The organism is Streptomyces sp. SID12488, assembly GCF_010548275.1.
GTDB lineage: Bacteria > Actinomycetota > Actinomycetes > Streptomycetales > Streptomycetaceae > Streptomyces.
The window spans coordinates 135,000-152,938 of the sequence record NZ_JAAGLT010000024.1; the positions used below are offsets into that span (position 1 = coordinate 135,000).

At 70.7% G+C, this 17,939-nt stretch carries 9 protein-coding genes; 8 read left to right on the forward strand and 1 reads right to left on the reverse strand.

Annotated features, from left to right (window positions below; translation table 11 throughout):
• Positions 1-30: 30 nt before the first annotated feature.
• The 6 genes from G3I56_RS30460 to G3I56_RS30485 all read left to right on the forward strand — a co-directional run bounded on the left by G3I56_RS30460 (position 31) and on the right by G3I56_RS30485 (position 10,790).
• Positions 31-1,815: an ABC transporter ATP-binding protein gene (locus tag G3I56_RS30460; protein ID WP_164414545.1), complete on the forward strand. Its 1,785-nt coding sequence runs from the start codon at positions 31-33 to the stop codon at positions 1,813-1,815.
• Positions 1,812-3,599, forward strand: coding sequence for an ABC transporter ATP-binding protein (locus tag G3I56_RS30465; protein ID WP_164414547.1), 1,788 nt, complete (start codon positions 1,812-1,814; stop codon positions 3,597-3,599). The genes G3I56_RS30460 and G3I56_RS30465 overlap by 4 nt, the downstream gene beginning before the upstream one ends.
• Before the next feature lie 236 nt (positions 3,600-3,835).
• Entirely contained in the window at positions 3,836-5,914 is a 2,079-nt protein-coding gene (locus G3I56_RS30470; protein ID WP_164414549.1) for a M4 family metallopeptidase, read from the forward strand.
• A gap of 349 nt (positions 5,915-6,263) precedes the next feature.
• Positions 6,264-7,925 (forward strand): M4 family metallopeptidase, encoded by a 1,662-nt coding sequence (locus G3I56_RS30475; protein ID WP_164414551.1) that lies wholly within the window; start codon positions 6,264-6,266, stop codon positions 7,923-7,925.
• Positions 7,926-8,109: 184 nt separating this feature from the next.
• Complete coding sequence (locus tag G3I56_RS30480; protein WP_164414553.1) at positions 8,110-8,622, forward strand: DUF1990 domain-containing protein; 513 nt, start codon at positions 8,110-8,112, stop codon at positions 8,620-8,622.
• 176 nt (positions 8,623-8,798) lie between these two features.
• Positions 8,799-10,790: a protein kinase gene (locus tag G3I56_RS30485; RefSeq protein ID WP_239135197.1), complete on the forward strand. Its 1,992-nt coding sequence runs from the start codon at positions 8,799-8,801 to the stop codon at positions 10,788-10,790.
• An 87-nt stretch (positions 10,791-10,877) separates the two neighbouring features.
• On the opposite strand, the gene glgP is transcribed toward G3I56_RS30485, so the two are convergent.
• Entirely contained in the window at positions 10,878-13,520 is a 2,643-nt protein-coding gene (gene glgP, locus G3I56_RS30490) for an alpha-glucan family phosphorylase (protein WP_164414555.1), read from the reverse strand.
• A gap of 256 nt (positions 13,521-13,776) precedes the next feature.
• Between glgP and G3I56_RS30495 the strand changes: the two genes are divergently transcribed.
• Together G3I56_RS30495 and G3I56_RS30500 are read left to right on the forward strand one after the other, a co-directional pair.
• On the forward strand, positions 13,777-14,988 hold the full coding sequence (locus G3I56_RS30495; RefSeq protein ID WP_164414558.1) for a S8 family peptidase: 1,212 nt from the start codon (positions 13,777-13,779) through the stop codon (positions 14,986-14,988).
• 224 nt (positions 14,989-15,212) lie between these two features.
• The gene (locus G3I56_RS30500) at positions 15,213-17,792 is read left to right on the forward strand and encodes a maltotransferase domain-containing protein (protein ID WP_343240095.1); all 2,580 of its coding nucleotides are present in this window, start codon (positions 15,213-15,215) and stop codon (positions 17,790-17,792) included.
• Positions 17,793-17,939 lie beyond the last annotated feature (147 nt).

Here is a 17,939-nt window from a genome sequence, read left to right on the forward strand (position 1 = left end):
GGGCGGGGACAGGACGGGGACGAGAAGGTAATGATCGACGCGTACGAGGATCCCGGCACGCCCGACTCCCGCGGCCCCGCGCGCTATCTGGTGTGGTTGGTGCGGCAGCAGTGGCGGCGGTGTGCGGTCGGGGCGCTGCTGGCCAGCACCTGGACGACGCTGATGGCGCTGTCGCCGTATCTGATGTCCCGGGCCGTCGACGACGGTCTCGAACCGGGCGACCAGGCCGTGCTGGCCGGCTGGGCGGGCGCGATCCTCGCCGCCGGGACGTTCAGTGCGTGGCTGAGCATCATGCGGCACCGCACGATGACCCGTATCCGGATGGACGCCAACTTCCGTACGGTCAAGGTCGTGGTCGGGCAGGCCGTGCGGCTGGGGGCCGCGCTGCCCCGGCAGGTCGGGGCCGGTGAGGTCGTCACGATCGGCGTCGGTGACGTGCAGACGATCGGCCAGTCGCTGACCTTCGTCGGGCCCGGCATCGGCGCGATGGTCTCGTACAGCGTGGTCGCCGGTCTGCTGCTGTCGGTGTCACCGACGCTCGCCGCCGTGATCCTGCTCGGGGTGCCCGTTGTCGCCGTCCTCATCGGGCCGTTGCTCGGCCGGCTCCAGGGGGTGGAGTCGTCGTACCGGGATCGGCAGGGCGTCCTGACCGCCCGGATCGGGGACCTCTCGGGCGGGCTGCGCGTCCTCAACGGCCTTGGCGGCAAAGGGCTGTTCGCCGACGCCTTCCGCCGTGACTCGCGTCGCCTCCAGGAGCAGGGGTACCGGGTCGGGGCGGTGAGCAGCTGGATCCAGGCGCTCGGGGTCGGGCTGCCGACGCTGTTCCTGGCCGTGGTGACCTGGCTGGCGGCCCGGCTGGCCGCCCAAGGGTCCATCACCGTGGGCGAGTTGGTGTCGGTGTACGGCTACGTCGCCGTGCTGATCATGCCGGTGGCGTTCCTCATCGAGTGCGGATTCCAGATCAGCCGCGCCCTGGTGGCCGCCCGACGGGTCGTACGGTTCCTGGTACTCGATCCCGACGACGACAGCGGCGGCCGGGGGCTGGACGCGCCCGCGCCCCCGTCCGCGCTGCACGACCCCGACTCCGGCGTGACCGTCGTGCCGGGGCGGCTGACCGCGCTCGCCGGTGCCCGGCCCGCCGATGCCGCCGACGTCGTCGACCGGCTCGGCCGGTTCGTGCCGTCGGCGGCGACCTGGGGCGGTGTACGGCTCGACGACGTCGCCCTCGCCCAGGTGCGCGCCCGCATCCTGGTCGCCGACAACGAGGCCGACCTGTTCGCCGGGACCCTTCGCGAACTGGTCTCCGGGCGCGGGGAGCCGGGCGAGGAGGCCATCGCGCGGGCGGTGCGCGCGGCCGTCGCCGACGACATCGTCCTCGGGCTGCCGGAGGGGCTGGACTCGGCGATCGACGCGCAGGGCCGCAACCTCTCCGGCGGTCAGCGGCAGCGCGTACGCCTGGTCCGGGCGCTGCTCGCCGACCCCGAGGTACTGCTCGCCGTCGAGCCGACGTCGGCGCTGGACGCGCACACCGAGGCCGCCGTCGCGAACCGGCTGCGCGCCGAGCGGGGCGAGCGCACGGACCGTACGACCGTCGTGGCGTCCACCTCGCCCCTGATGCTGGACCGGGCGGACACCGTGTACTACCTGGTCGACGGCAAGGCGGCGGCCGTCGGCAGCCATCAGCGCCTGCTCGCGGAGGAACCGGGATACCGGGCCCTGGTGGCGCGCGACGCGGACGAGCCGGACGAGGAAGAGGGCCCGACCGACCTGGCGGGCGAAGAGGGCCTGGCGAACATCGAGGAGTCCGTACGGTGACTGCCCAACTCCCCATCGCCTCGGCGGCCGACGTACGCCGGGCCGCCGGTCGGCTGATCCGGGCCGACTCCCTTGCCTTCGTCGCGCTTCTGCTGCTGAACTCGGCCGCCGCCGGTGCCGGGCTCGTCGCGCCCTGGCTGCTCGGGCGGATCATCGACGAGGTGCGGGCGGGCGCCGGGGTCTCGGTCGTGGACCGACTCGGGCTGGTCATCGTGGTTTGCGCGGTGGGCCAGTTGCTGCTGGCGCGCTGGGCACGGTTCGTGGGGTACCGGTTCGGGGAGCGGACGCTCGCGCGGGTGCGGGAGGAGTTCGTGGACCGGGCGCTCGCGCTGCCCGCGTCGGTGGTGGAGCGGGCCGGGACCGGAGATCTGACGGCCCGGGGGACGGCCGACGTCAGCACGGTCGGCACGACGTTGCGCGATGCGGGGCCGGACCTGCTGATCGCCTCGGTGCAGTGTCTGTTCATCGTCGGCGCCGTGTTCGCGCTCGATCCGCTGCTCGGCCTGGCCGCGGTGGTCGCTCAGAGCGGTATCTGGTTCGCGCTGCGCTGGTATCTGCGCCGGGCGCGCACCGCGTATCTCGCCGAGGGTTCCGCGAACTCCGAAGTGGCCGAAATTCTCTCGGCGACCGCGTCCGGAGCGCGCACGGTCGAGGCGTTCGGACTAGCGGAGCGGCGGGTGGCGGTGAGCCGGGAGGCGCTGGACCACTCCCGGCGCAGGCGTCTGCACACGCTGTATCTGCGGACCGTGTTCTTTCCGCCCGTGGAGGTGTCGTACGTCCTTCCCGTGGTCGTCGTGCTGGTGGTGGGCGGCGCGCTGCACGGGCAGGGGGCGATCAGTCTGGGCGCGGTCGTGGCGGCTGCCCTGTATCTGCGGCAGTTGGAGGCACCGCTCGACGAGGTGCTGACGTGGATGGAGCAACTGCAGTCCAGCAGCGCCTCGTTCGCGCGGGTGGAGGGGCTCGGCCGGGCGCCCACAGGTGACTCGGAGGAGTCTCCCGTGCCGGTGGGCGACCGGATCGACGTGACGGGGGTGCGGTACGCGTACGACCGTGGGGGCGAGGTGCTGCGCGGGGTCGATCTGACGGTGCGGCCGGGTGAACGGCTCGCGGTGGTGGGGCCGTCGGGTGCGGGCAAGTCGACGCTGTGCCGGTTGCTGGCGGGCATCGACAAGCCACGTTCGGGCACGGTGACCGTGGGCGGCGTACCGATCGCCTCGCTCGGGCCCGAGGAGCTGCGGCGGCAGGTCGTGCTCGTCACGCAGGAGCACCATGTCTTCCTGGGCACGGTCCGGGAGAATCTGCTGATCGCCGAACCGGCCGCCACGGACGCCGAGTTGTGGGCCGCGCTGGCCGCTGTCGGCGCCGCCGGCTGGGTGCGCGAGCTGCCGGCCGGGCTGGACACCGGGCTGGGCCCCGACGGGGAGTCGACCGACGGTTCACGGGCCCAGCAACTGGCCCTGGCCCGCGTGGTGCTGGCCGACCCGCACACACTGATCCTGGACGAGGCGACGGCGTTGCTCGATCCGACGACCGCGCGTCATACGGAGCGCGCGCTGGCCGCTGTACTCGAGGGGCGGACGGTGATCGCGATCGCGCACCGGCTGCACACCGCGCACGACGCGGACCGGGTGGCCGTGATGGAGGACGGGCTGATCACCGAACTCGGCACGCACGAGGGGCTGGTGACTGCGGGCGGGGCGTACGCGGCGCTGTGGCGGTCGTGGCACGGGGAGCAGCAGTCGGCTTCGACGGAGAAGGTCGATTCCTTGCAGAAGACTGAATAGCCCGTATACCGAACATGACCAACCGGACAACGAACCTTTTCCAGCCAACTTATTGACGCGGTCCTGACAGCGTACGGCCCCGCCTGCCACTCTTCCCACGGCGACTTCACAGCAACTCCACAGCAACACCGCTGCGTCCGTCGCCGCGCATCCGCACGCACCTGTTCTGCCCCGGACGGACGACCACCGTTCGGTCCCCCCTGGCCGTTGGACCAGCGGCCACGCAGAAGGAGTCAGTGTTGAGACGCCAGTCCCACAGACGCGCCCCCCACGCCACCTCCACCGAGCTCTCCCGTTCCACCCAGCGACGGGTCGCCACCGGCGCCCTCGTGGCGGTAACCGCCCTACTGGCAGCGGCAGTTCAGTCCGGTGCCGCCACCGCAGCCCCGGAGAAGGCACCGTCGGCCGCGGGCAAGGTCATACCGGGCGCCGAGTCCGTCAAGCTGTCCCCCGCGCAGCGCGCTGCACTGCTGGCCGAGGCCAACTCCACCAAGGTGGAGACGGCCCGGGAACTCGGCCTGGGTGCCAAGGAGAAGCTCGTCGTCCGTGACGTCCTCAAGGACGGCGACGGCACGGTGCACACACGGTACGAGCGCACGTACGACGGACTCCCCGTCCTCGGCGGCGACCTGATCGTCGACACCGCCAAGTCGGGTGCCACGGAAGGCGTCGCGAAGGCGGCCCGGGCCACCATCAAGGTCGCGACGACGAAGGCCTCGCTGCCCGTCGCGAAGGCGGAGAAGCAGGCGCTGACCGCCGCGAAGGCCGAGTCGAAGAGCCCGAAGCTCAGCAAGGAGCCCAGGAAGGTCATCTGGGCCGGCTCCGGCACCCCGGTGCTCGCGTTCGAGACGGTCGTCGGCGGTCTCCAGCACGACGGCACCCCCAACGAGCTGCACGTCATCACCGACGCGGCCACCGGCAAGAAGCTCTTCGAGTACCAGGGCGTCGAGACCGGCACCGGCAACACGGTGTACAGCGGCGCGGTCGCCCTCACCACCACGCAATCGGGTTCGACGTACAACCTGACCGACGGCGCGCGCGGCGGCCACAAGACGTACAACCTGAACCGCGGCACCTCCGGCACCGGCACCCTCTTCTCGGGCCCGGACGACATCTGGGGCAACAGTCTCGCGTCCAACCTGGAGTCGGCCGGCGCCGACGCCCACTACGGCGCGGCACTGACCTGGGACTACTACAAGAACGTCCAGGGCCGCTCCGGCATCAGGGGCGACGGCGTGGGCGCGTACTCGCGCGTCCACTACGGCAACGCGTACATCAACGCCTTCTGGCAGGACGCCTGCTTCTGCATGACGTACGGCGACGGGTCGGGCAACGCCAACCCGCTGACCTCGATCGACGTGGCCGGCCACGAGATGACCCACGGCGTCACCGCCAACACGGCCGGCCTCAACTACAGCGGTGAGTCCGGCGGTCTCAACGAGGCCACCTCGGACATCTTCGGCACCGCTGTCGAGTTCTACGCGAACAACTCCTCCGACGTCGGTGACTACCTCATCGGCGAGGAGATCAACATCAACGGCGACGGCACGCCGCTGCGTTACATGGACAAGCCGAGCAAGGACGGTTCGTCCAGGGACAGTTGGTCCTCCAGCCTGGGTGGCCTCGACGTGCACTACTCGTCGGGCCCCGCGAACCACTTCTTCTACCTGCTGAGCGAGGGCAGCGGCGCAAAGACCATCAACGGCGTCAGCTACAACTCGGCCACCTCGGACGGGCTCCCGGTGACCGGCATCGGCCGGGACAAGGCGGAGAAGATCTGGTTCCGCGCGCTCACCACGAAGTTCACATCGACCACCAACTACGCGGCGGCCCGCACCGGCACCCTCGCGGCGACCGGTGAGCTGTACGGCACGACGAGCCCCGAGTACACGGCCGTGCAGAACGCGTGGGCCGGTATCGCCGTCGGTACGCGGCCGGGCGGTGGTGGCGGTGGCACCGGCACCTCCTTCGAGTCCGCGACCGTCGTATCGATTCCGGACAACGGCGCTGCCGTGACCTCGTCGCTCGCGGTCACCGGCATCACCGGCAACGCGCCGACCAACCTGGTGGTCACGCCGAACATCACGCACACCTGGCGCGGCGACCTCGTCGTCGACCTGGTGGCGCCGGACGGCTCGGTCTACAACCTGAAGCCGTTCAGCTCCTCGGACTCCGCGGACGACGTGACCGAGGCCTACACGGTCAACGCCTCCTCCGAGGTCGCCAACGGGACCTGGCAGTTGAGGGTCCAGGACAAGGCGGCGCAGGACACCGGAAGGATCAACGGCTGGAAGATCACCTTCCCGTCAGCCTGAACACACAGCGGTTAAGGGCCCGTTCGAGCCCCGTTCAGGACGCGTAAACGACAGGGCGCCGCCCCGGTGGATCAACCCACCGGGGCGGCTTTGCCTTTGCGGCGCCTGTACTGCGCTTTTGTTGGCACCGTGCCCGACCTTGGTTCTCGCTTTACCAGGGTCGCGCCGTGTTACATGCATGAAACGTTCGGCTGACAGTCGATTTTCGGCCAACATCACTTCGGGGTCCTGACATGTACGCGCCCCCAATGTCACTCTTCCAACGCACGCCGCAGCAGCACTCCAACTTCACAAGCACTTCCAGGCGTTCACCCCAAGACCGCCCGGAACCCCCACAAAAGGAGTTCGTGTGACCCCCCTCTACGCGCGTCACAAGCGCACCACGCTCGCCATCGCCACCGCCGTCGCCGCCGGAGCCCTCCTCACCACCGCGGTGACCACCGGCGCCTCCGCGCAGAGCGAGCCGGCCGGCACCAAGGCCAGGGTCGCCGCCGTCCCGGTGACACTGACTCCCGCCGCACGCACGGCCCTCATCAAGGAAGCCGCCGCCGAAGCCCCGGCGACCGCCGACGAGATAGGCCTCGGCGCCAAGGAGAAGCTCGTCGTCCGTGACGTCCTCAAGGACGCCGACGGCACGCTGCACACCCGCTACGAGCGCACCTACGCGGGCCTCCCGGTCCTCGGCGGCGACCTCGTCGTGCACGAGAACGCGGCCGGCGTGACCAAGGGCGTGACCAGAGCGCACAACGCCGCCATCAAGGTCGCCGACCTCACCCCCGAGGTGACCACGGCCGCCGTCGAGAAGCAGGCCGTCACACTCGCCAAGAAGGCCGGCTCCACCAAGTCGGAGGCGTCCAACGCCCCCCGCAAGGTGATCTGGGCGGCCTCGGGCACCCCGACCCTCGCCTACGAGACCGTCGTCGGCGGCCTCCAGGAGGACGGCACCCCGAACGAGCTGCACGTCATCACCGACGCGGCCACCGGCAAGAAGCTGTACGAGTACCAGGGCATCGAGACCGGCACCGGCAAGAGCCTGTACTCGGGCACGGTGACCCTCGGCACGACCCTCTCGGGCTCGACGTACAACCTGACGGACGGCACCCGCGGCGGCCACAAGACGTACAACAAGGCCCACGCGACGTCCTCCTCGGCGGGCACGCTGTTCACCGACGCGGACGACACCTGGGGCACCGGCGCCGCCTCCAGCTCGACCACGGACCAGACGGCCGCCGTCGACGCCGCGTACGGCGCGCAGGCGACGTGGGACTTCTACAAGTCGACGTTCGGCCGCAGCGGCATCAAGAACAACGGCGTCGCCGCCTACTCCCGCGTCCACTACGGCAACGCGTACGTCAACGCCTTCTGGGACGACAGCTGCTTCTGCATGACCTACGGCGACGGGACGGGCAACACGCACCCGCTGACCTCGCTGGACGTGGCCGGCCACGAGATGACCCACGGCGTGACCGCCAACACGGCGGGCCTGAACTACTCGGGCGAGTCCGGTGGCCTGAACGAGGCGACGTCCGACATCTTCGGCACGGCCGTCGAGTTCTACGCGGCGAACTCCTCCGACGTCGGTGACTACCTCATCGGCGAGAAGATCAACATCAACGGCGACGGCACGCCGCTGCGTTACATGGACAAGCCGAGCAAGGACGGCGGGTCCAGGGACAGCTGGTCCTCCACCCTGGGCAACCTCGACGTGCACTACTCGTCGGGCCCGGCGAACCACTTCTTCTACCTCCTCTCCGAGGGCAGCGGTGCGAAGACGATCAACGGGGTCGCCTACAACTCCCCGACGTCCAACAGCTCCACGATCACGGGCATCGGCCGCGCCAAGGCCGTCCAGATCTGGTACAAGGCGCTGACCACCTACATGACGTCGACGACCAACTACAAGGGCGCCCGCACGGCGACCCTGTCGGCGGCCTCGGCCCTGTACGGCGCCAGCAGCACGGAGTACGCGGCCGTGAACGCGGCCTGGGCCGCGGTCAACGTCACCGCGTGACAAGTGACGCATGACAAATTGACGAGTGACACGCACCGCTCGGCATGAGCGGCGGGTGAGCAGGTGAGCGGCGGGGCGGTACCCGGAGCGAAGGCATCTCCGGGTACCGCCCCGCCGTACGTGCGTCCGAATCCCACACCCCGCCGCTCAGCCGCGCGCACCCCCCGCCCTACCCTTGGGCCCCATGTCCTTCACGTACGCGGACGTCGGCGCGACGCGCGACCGCGGCTTCCGTTGCCCGCCCGGCTTCCACCCCATGCACGTACGCACCCGCCTCGGCGAGGGCGAGGAGGTCTTCCGGCGCGCCGCCGAGGCAGTCCTCACCTGGGAGATGCACCGCGCGATGGGCGTGGGCATCGACGCGAGCTCCGAACGGGCGGCCCCGGACGTCAACGTGACGGTCACCCTCGCCGGCGTCATAAAGGCCCCCTGCCGCGTGGTCTGGACCGTGGAGGAGTACCGCCGCGCCGGCTGGGCGTACGGCACCCTGGCCGGTCACCCGGAGTGCGGCGAGGAGTCCTTCGTCGTGGACCGCACGGGCGACGGCACGGTGTGGCTGACGATCAGCGCGTTCAGCCGCCCCGCGAAGTGGTACGCCAAGGCGGGCGGCCCCGCGACGCGCGGGTTGCAGCATGCCTACGCACGGCGGTGCGGGGCGGTGCTGCGGCGGCTGTGCGGGGGATACGAAGAGGACTGACGCGGGCCGAAAACACCGATAAACACCGACGAACTCCGACACGGACCCACGCGGACCGGTGCGACCCGGCGGCTGCGCGAATTCCTGGCCGAGGAACCGGTCCAACTCCCCGTTTCGCACACGCGTGCTGCGCTAATCTCTCGGTCCTACGTGCCACCCGAGAGACCAGGGCCCACATGCCACCCCAACACCGCAGCCGCACCGAAGAGTTGGCCTACGCGGCGGCCGGTATGGAACCGCCTCCCGTGGTCCCGCTGCGCAGGAACGATCCGAGACAGGCCGGCCCGTACCTGTTGGAGTCGGTGCTCGGCGCCGGCGGCATGGGCCGGGTCTATCTGGGCCGGGACACCACCGGCGGGACGGGCCTGGCCGCCGTGAAGGTGATCCGGCCCGAGTACGCGGAGGACCCGCTCTTCCGGAAGCGCTTCGAGCGGGAGGTCGGCGCGCTGGACAGCATCCAGGGCGCGCACATCGTGCGGCTGCTGGGCAGCGGGTGCGAGGAGGACCTGGTCTGGGTCGCCACCGAGTACATACCTGGGCCCACCCTCTCCGACGTCGTCAACGCGCGCGGGCCGATCGACCCGGCGTCGGCCTGGCGGCTGCTGGCCGACGTGGGGCGCGCGATCGAGTCCATCTGGCAGGCGGGACTCGTCCATCGCGACCTCAAGCCGTCCAACGTGATCCTGGGCGCCGACGGTGCCCGCGTCATCGACTTCGGCGTCGTCCAGTCCCCCGACGGGACCGCGATCACCGCCACGGGCCAGAACGTCGGAACGCCCGCCTACATGTCCCCGGAACAGGCGAGGGGCCGCGAGGTGACCGCAGCCTCCGACGTCTTCTCGCTGGCCTCGACCCTGACGTACGCCGTCACGGGGCACGCGCCGTTCGGTGAGGGGACGGGCGTCGACGTCCTCTTCGGGGTGGCCTTCGAGCCGCCCCGTGAGGAGATCCTCGACCAGGTGGGGACCGTCGACGCGGAACTCGGCGCGTTCATCCGCACCTGCCTGGACAAGGATCCCGAGCGGCGCCCCCTGCCGGAGACGGTGTTCAGGACGGCCATCGGGCATCAGCTGTCGGCGCCGGTAACGGTCCCGGTACCTTCACCCCCGAGCAGACCCAGACCGAAGGCCCTTCCCGAAGGGCCACCCCGGGCTGCCGAAACCGCCTCGCCCGCCTCGCCCGCCCCACCCACAAGGCGCGGAAACCGCAGGAGGGTGACGGCAGTTGCCGTCGCCGCGGCAGTGGTCCTGACCGCCGGGGGCATCACCTTGGCACTCCAGGGCCAGGACGACGACCGGACATCGGCGGCAACCGGCCCCGACACCAGTATCGGTACGTCGGCCGTCCCGGAGTCGGCGCCCTCCCCGACCACGACGAAGAACCCGACGGCATCCGCGTCCGCCAGCCGCAGCGCGCCCGCGCCCACCCCGTCGAAGACGGACGACGCGACCACCCGGCCGGAGTCGAGCCCGACGACCGGCCAGGACCCCGCGACGCTGGACCTCCGGTCCGCCGCGTGCGCCGCGGAGCTCGCGTCGGGCGCCGCCGGTGACTGCGTCGAGGCCCTGCAACTCCTCCTCGGCGGCCACGGCCTGTACGTCGCGGTGGACGGCCGGTTCGGGCAGAAGACCCTCGCCGCGGTGAAGGCCTTCCAGGCGGAGGCCGGGGTCAGCGTGGACGGCAAGGTCGGCTCCCAGACCAAGGAAGCCCTGTACGCCACGGCACGCGGGCCGGTCCGCACCGGTTCACTGACGATGACCGAGAACATCAACGGCGCCCCGGTCGCCAGATGCCTCGACGCCCGGGACGGCGTGACCGTCGGGGTGTGGACCTGCAAGGGCACGTCCGCCCAGAAGTGGGCCCTGTACCGGGTCCCCGGTCCCGCCTCCACCTACCTCGTCGTCAACCAGGGCAACCACCGCTGTCTGGATGCCGACGCTGCCACCGCCGCGCAGAACGGCCAGAAGATCCACGCCAGGGCCTGCGACGGCCTGAGCGCCCAGCACTGGCAGCTCGGCGACGGGGGCGAGTACGCCGGCCAGTCACTGATCAGCGTTCCGGACGGCTTCTGCCTGGACGCGGAGGACGCCACGTCCGGGCAGGAGGGCCGGGCGACACAGGGGTGGAGCTGTGCGGGCAACCCCAACCAGGCGTGGAACTGGTCCTGACGATTCGCCAGGACCAGTAGGGACCAGCCAGGACCGGCCCGAGCCGGACCGAGCCGGACAGGACCGGTCGGAGCCGGAAGCCGCGGGTCACCGCATCAGAACCCCCGCCCCCTCCCCCAGTTCCTCCGAGGGCACCGCCACCAGCCCCATCTCCGCGCTGGACGCCAGCAGCCGGTGCGCCGGCAGAATCCGCACGGTGTACCCGTAGGGCCCTGTCCGGTGCAGCGACAGTGGCCCCTCGTACAGCCAGCACCCTTCCGGGTCCGGGCCGCCGACGGCCTTCAGTGGCACCGTCGTCGCGTCGGTGATGCTGTCCTGCGAGTCGACGCGCCCCGAGACCGCCTGGACCTCGACGTCGTCCGGGGTGAGTTCACCGAGCCCCACCCGCACGCGGAGCGAGAGCGTGCTCCCCAGTTCCGCCGTCAACGCGGGGGCGGTCGCCGCCGAGGTCTCCACGTGGTCGACCGTCACCGTGTGCCAGGCGGAGCGCACCCGGGACTTCCAGGTCGCCAACTCCCTTGCCGTGTCCGGGGTCATGGTGCGGTGGGCGCGGGCCGCGGGAGCGTACAGGCGTTCCACGTACTCGCGGACCATACGGCCGGCCAGGACCTTCGGGCCCAGGTGGGTCAGGGTCTCGCGGACCATCTCGATCCAGCGGTCGGGCAGTCCCGTCTCGCCGTGCTCGTAAAAGCGCGGGGTGACGCGCTGCTCCAGCAGGTCGTACAGGGCCGCGGCCTCCACGTCGTCCCGGTGGTCGGGGTCCGTGCCCGCGATGCCGTCCGCCGTGGGGATCGCCCAGCCGAAGTCCGGCCGGAACCACTCGTCCCACCAGCCGTCCAGGACCGAGAGGTTGAGACAGCCGTTCAGCGCCGCCTTCATCCCGCTCGTCCCGCACGCCTCCAGGGGGCGCAGCGGATTGTTGAGCCAGATGTCGCAGCCCGGGTACAGCTTCTGCGCCATCGCCATGCCGTAGTCCGGGAGGAAGACGATGCGATGGCGGACGCGCGGGTCGTCCGCGAAGCGCACCAGCTCCTGGATCAGCCGCTTGCCGCCGTCGTCCGCCGGGTGCGCCTTGCCCGCGATCACGATCTGGATCGGCCGTTCCGGGTGGAGGAGCAGATCCAGCAGCCGGTCGCGGTCGCGCAGCATCAGGGTCAGGCGTTTGTACGAGGGGACACGGCGCGCGAATCCGATGGTCAGCACGTCCGGGTCGAGCACCCCGTCGATCCAGCCCAACTCCGCCGTACCCGCGCCGCGTTGCCGCCAGGACGCCCGCAGTCGCTCCCGTACCTCCACCACCAACTGCTCGCGCAGGGACCGCCGTAGCTCCCAGATGTCCTGGTCGGCGATGTCCGCGACCGCGTCCCACCGGTCCGAGCCGCCGACCGTCAGCGCGTCCTCGGTGCGCTCCGCGCCGATCTGCCTGGCGCCGAGCCTGTACACCTCCGGCGCGACCCAGGTGGGCGCGTGCACACCGTTGGTGACCGAGGTGATCGGAACCTCGGCCGGGTCGAAGCCCGGCCACAGCCCCGCGAACATCTCCCGGCTCACCTGCCCGTGGAGAAGGGACACGCCATTCGCCTGGCGGCCCAACCTCAGGCCCATCACCGCCATGTTGAAGAGGTTGGGCTCGCCGCCCGGGTAGGTCTCCATGCCCAGGTTCAGCACGCGTTCCACGTCGATGCGCGGGAGTTCGGCGTCCGGGCCGAAGTGGCGGGCGACCAGTTCGCGGTCGAAACGGTCGATGCCGGCCGGGACGGGCGTGTGCGTCGTGAAGACCGTCCCCGCGCGGACCGTCTCCAGTCCCGCGTCGAAGTCCAGCCCTTCGTCGCAGAGTTCGGCGATCCGCTCCAGTCCGAGGAAGCCCGCGTGGCCCTCGTTGGTGTGGAACACCTCGGGGGCGGGGTGGCCGGTCAGGCGACAGTACGTCCGGACCGCGCGCACTCCTCCTATGCCGAGCAGCATCTCCTGGAGCAGCCGGTGCTCGCTGCCGCCCCCGTAGAGCCGGTCCGTGACGCCCCGCTCGCCGAGGTCGTTCTCCTCCACGTCCGAGTCGAGGAGGAGGAGCGGCACCCGGCCCACCTGGGCCAGCCAGATCCGGGCCCGCAGCGACCGGCCGCCGGGCAGGGCCAGGGAGACCTGGGCCGCGGAGCCGTCGGGTTCCTTGACGAGGGTGACGGGGAGTTCGTTGGGGTCGAGGACGGGATAGGTCTCCTGTTGCCAGCCGTCCCGGGAGAGGGACTGGCGGAAGTAGCCGTGCCGGTACATGAGCCCGACGCCGATCAGCGGCACGCCCAGGTCGCTGGCCGATTTCAGATGGTCCCCGGCGAGGATGCCGAGGCCGCCGGAGTACTGCGGCAGGGCGGCCATGATGCCGAACTCGGGAGAGAAGTAGGCGACGGCGGCGGGAAGTTCACCCCCCTGACCTTGATTCTGCGTCTGGTACCAGCGGGTGCCGGTGACGTAGTCGTGCAGGTCGTCGGCGGCCTCGGTGAGGCGGCGCAGGAAGCGGTGGTCCTCGGCGAGCTCGGTGAGCCGCTCGGGCGAGAGGCTGCCCAGGAGCCTTACGGGGTCGCACTCCGAGTCGGTCCAGCGCTCGGGGTCGACGGACTGGAAGAGCTCACGGGTCTCCGCATGCCACGACCAGCGCAGATTGCGGGCCAGGTCGCTGAGCGGCCGGAGAGGCTCGGGGAGAACGGGACGGACGGTGAACCGACGGATCGCCTTCACATTCCACCTCGGTGGTCGTGCTTATCAAACCTGTACGTACCGGGACGCACGACCGTGTGCGTCCCCTCATCATCCCCCTGACGGTATCGGTGAGGGCGCGCGGGAACCATGGCGCGTATTGCGCGCCCCCGGTGAGGGCCGACCGCCGATATGGCCGATTCCACCCCCGTAGGCCACCTTGTGACACTTCTCCCCGCACGAGAGGCTGCCCAGAAGGCCGCCGGGCGCCGGCGGCCGAGGAGGGGGAACTCCAAGCATGAAACGGACGCGTACCGGACGTCTGCGCTGGGCGGCGGGCCTGACCACGGTGACCACGCTCTCTGTACTTTCGGTCACCGCACCCGCGCAGGCCGCACCCGAGGGCCTGATAGTCGGCGCCGGCTCACCCGGCGCCGTCGGCGGAAGTTACCTGGTGACACTCAAGGGAGGTACGCCGGCTCCTTCGGCGGACGGCAGGAGACTCGCCGCGAGGTACGGGGCGAAAATAAGCCACACCTACAGCTCCGTCCTGAACGGCTACGCCGTTCAGGCAGACGAGACACAGGCCAGGCGTCTCGCGGCGGACTCCCGCGTGGCCTCGGTCGCCCAGGACACCCGGATCACGTACGACCGCGCCTTTGAACGTGGCCGGCAGGTCCCGCCCTCCTGGGGCCTGGACCGGATCGACCAGGCCGGTCTGCCGCTCGACGGCGGCTACAGCTGGCCGAAGTCGGCGGGCACGGGCGTCACGGTCTACGTGATCGACACCGGTGTCCGTATCTCGCACAAGGACTTCGGCGGGCGCGCGAGCTACGGCTGGGACTTCGTCGGCGGCGACAGATGGGCCGGCGACGGGAACGGCCACGGCACGCATGTCGCGGCGACGATCGCGGGCTCGGCCCTCGGCGTCGCGAAGAAGGCCAGGATCGTCTCCGTACGCGTCCTCGACAACGCGGGCGGCGGCACGACGGCGCAGGTCATCGCGGGTATCGACTGGGTGACGAGACACGCCAGGAAGCCCGCGGTCGCCAATGTGAGCCTCGGCGGCTACCGCAACACCCAACTGGACACGGCCGTACGGAACTCGATCGCGTCCGGGGTGACGTACACGGTCGCCGCCGGAAACGCCGGGGAACCGGCGGAGGCCTACTCGCCGGCCGGCGTCAAGGATGCGATCACGGTCGGCGCGACCGGGCCGACGGACGCCCGGGCCGACTTTTCGAACTGGGGACCGGCTCTCGACCTGTTCGCCCCGGGTGTCTCGATCACCTCGGCGTCGTATGCCAGTGACACCGGCCGGGTGGCCTATTCCGGTACGTCGATGGCGGCGCCGCACGTGGCGGGCGCTGCGGCCCTCTACTTGGCGGAACAACCGAAATCCAATCCGGCGCAGGTCGCCAGGGCTCTGACGGCTCTGGCGACATCCGGGAAAGTCTCCGACAAGAAGGCCGGTTCACCGAACAAACTCCTGCGGACACCGCTTCCCTAGGAGCACTGTGGCGTTGTCGGCCCCGTCCACCGGACGGGGCCGATGTCGTTCGCCGACCTGGCTGATCCTGGGTGCGGACATACGCGTGAGTAGTTGGCAAAGTGCCGGATTGCCTACCCGAATAGGGTGGGAAGGCTCCCCCGGTACACAACCGGGGTACACGACGCTGGACACCCTCCCCCACATCCATCCGCCCACCCACGTTGACGCGGACAGGAGCGGTAATGCCCGCCACGCACCACTCGTCACCACCCCCGACGCCCACCTCCGACACACCACCGATACGCCCGACGGACGCCGCCGTCCCGCCGGCCACCCCGGAGACCCCCTCGGCCGCCCGGTCCACGACTCCGGAGGCCTCCTCCGCTGCCCGGCCCCCGGCTCCGGAACAACCCTCCGACCCCGGCCCGACGGCCCGCGACACACGCTCGGCCAAGCGCGGGCCGACCCCGGGCACGCCCTCGGTCACGGACAACCGGACGGCGCCCACGCCCTCCGTCACCGGCGAACCGGCCCCGGCCACGCCGCCCGCCACGGGCAAAGCGACCCCGGAGACCTCGTCCGCCGTCCGGCCCCCGGCTCCGGAACAACCCTCCGACCCCGGCCCGACGGCCCGCGACACACGCTCGGCCAAGGGCCGGCCCTCGGCGACGGGCAAGCCCACCCCGGCCGTACCGCCCGCCACAGGCGAACCGGCCCCGGCCACGCAGTCCGTCACCGGACAACCGGCATCGGACACCCGCTCCGTCACCACCCCTCCGGCCACGAAACCGGCCCCGGCCCCTCAGAGCAGCCCGCCCCGCCCTGCGGCAAAGGGCACCGCGGTCGGCCGTATCCCCGTCCTGGACGTCCGGCCCCTCGTCACGGGTGGGCGCCGTCCGGCGAAGGCGGTGGTCGGCGAGGCCTTCGAGATCTCGGCCACCGTCTTCCGCGAGGGCCATGACGCGGTCGCCGCCAACGTCGTGCTCCGCGACCCGAAGGGCCGCCCCGGCCGCTGGACGCCAATGCGCGAACTGGCCCCCGGCACCGACCGCTGGGGCGCCACCGTCGAGGCCGACGCGCCCGGTGACTGGACGTACACCGTGGAGGCGTGGGGCGACCCGATCAGCACCTGGCGGCATCACGCGGGCATCAAGATCCCGGCCGGGATCGACACGGAGCTGGTGCTGGAGGAGGGCGCGCTGCTGTACGAGCGGGCCGCCACCGGCGTACCGAAGAACAAGGGCAAGCGGGACGTGCTCCTGGCCGCCGCCGAGGCCCTCCGGGACGTCGGACGCCCGGCGCCGTCCCGGCTCTCAGCGGCCCTCACACCGGCCGTGAACAAGGTGCTGCGCCGGTATCCGTTGCGTGAGCTGGTCACGTCGAGTGAACCGTTGGCGCTGATGGTGGAGCGGGAGCGGGCCCTGTACGGGGCATGGTACGAGTTCTTCCCGCGCTCCGAGGGCACGCCGGAGCAGCCGCACGGGACGTTCCGGACGGCGGCGCGGCGGCTCCCGCAGATCGCGGAGATGGGCTTCGACGTCCTCTACCTGCCCCCCATCCACCCCATCGGGCGCACCTTCCGCAAGGGCCCCAACAACACGCTGTCGGCGTCGGCGGAGGATGTGGGGGTGCCGTGGGCGATCGGTTCCGAGGCGGGCGGCCACGACGCCGTGCACCCGGATCTGGGCACCCTGGAGGACTTCGCGTTCTTCGTCGCGGAGGCCGCCCGGCACGGGCTGGAGGTGGCGCTGGACTTCGCGCTGCAGTGCTCGCCGGACCATCCGTGGGTGCAGAAGTACCCGCAGTTCTTCCATCACCGGCCCGACGGGACGATCGCGTACGCGGAGAACCCGCCGAAGAAGTACCAGGACATCTATCCCATTGCCTTCGACGCCGATCTGCCGGGTCTGGTCGCCGAGACCACCCGGGTGCTGCGGCACTGGATGGACCACGGGGTGCGGATCTTCCGGGTCGACAACCCGCACACCAAGCCGGTGGTGTTCTGGGAGCAGGTGATCGCGGACATCAACGGCACCGACCCGGACGTGATCTTCCTGGCGGAGGCGTTCACCAGGCCGGCGATGATGCACACGCTGGCCCAGGTCGGCTTCCAGCAGTCGTACACCTACTTCACCTGGCGTACCACCAAGCCCGAGCTCACCGAATATCTCACCGAACTGTCGGGTGATGCGGCGGCGTACATGCGGCCGAATTTCTTCGTCAACACCCCGGACATCCTGCACGAGTATCTTCAGCGGGGCGGCCGTCCGGCGTTCGAGGTGCGTGCCGTGCTGGCCGCGACGCTCTCGCCCACCTGGGGTGTCTACAGCGGCTACGAACTGTGCGAGAACGCCCCCCTGCGCGAGGGCAGCGAAGAATACCTGGACTCCGAGAAATACCAACTGCGTACCCGCGACTGGGAGTCGGCAGAACGTGACGGACGTAGCATCGCGCCACTGATCGGCGCGCTCAACGCGATCCGGCGGCGCAGCCCGGCCCTGCGGCAACTGCGTGACATCCACTTCCACGAGGCGGACCAGGAGTCGGTGATCGTCTACTCGAAACGCCGGGGATCGAACACGGTTCTGGTGGTCGTGAACCTCGACCCTCACCACACCCAGGAAGCCACAGTGTCGTTGGACATGCCGCAACTCGGCCTGGACTGGCACGAGTCCTTGCCTGTGCGCGACGAGCTCACCGGCGAGACCTACCAATGGGGCAGGACGAACTACGTGCGCCTGGAACCGGGTACGCGCCCCGCGCACATCCTGACCGTCCTGCGACCGTCCACCCCGCAGATCGGAGGGTCACCCACCACATGATCGTCAACGAGCCTGTCCCGGACACCTTCGAGGACACTCCCGCCAAGGACCGGGACCCCGAGTGGTTCAAACGCGCCGTCTTCTACGAGGTCCTCGTCCGTTCCTTCCAGGACAGCAACGGCGACGGAATCGGTGACCTCAAGGGCC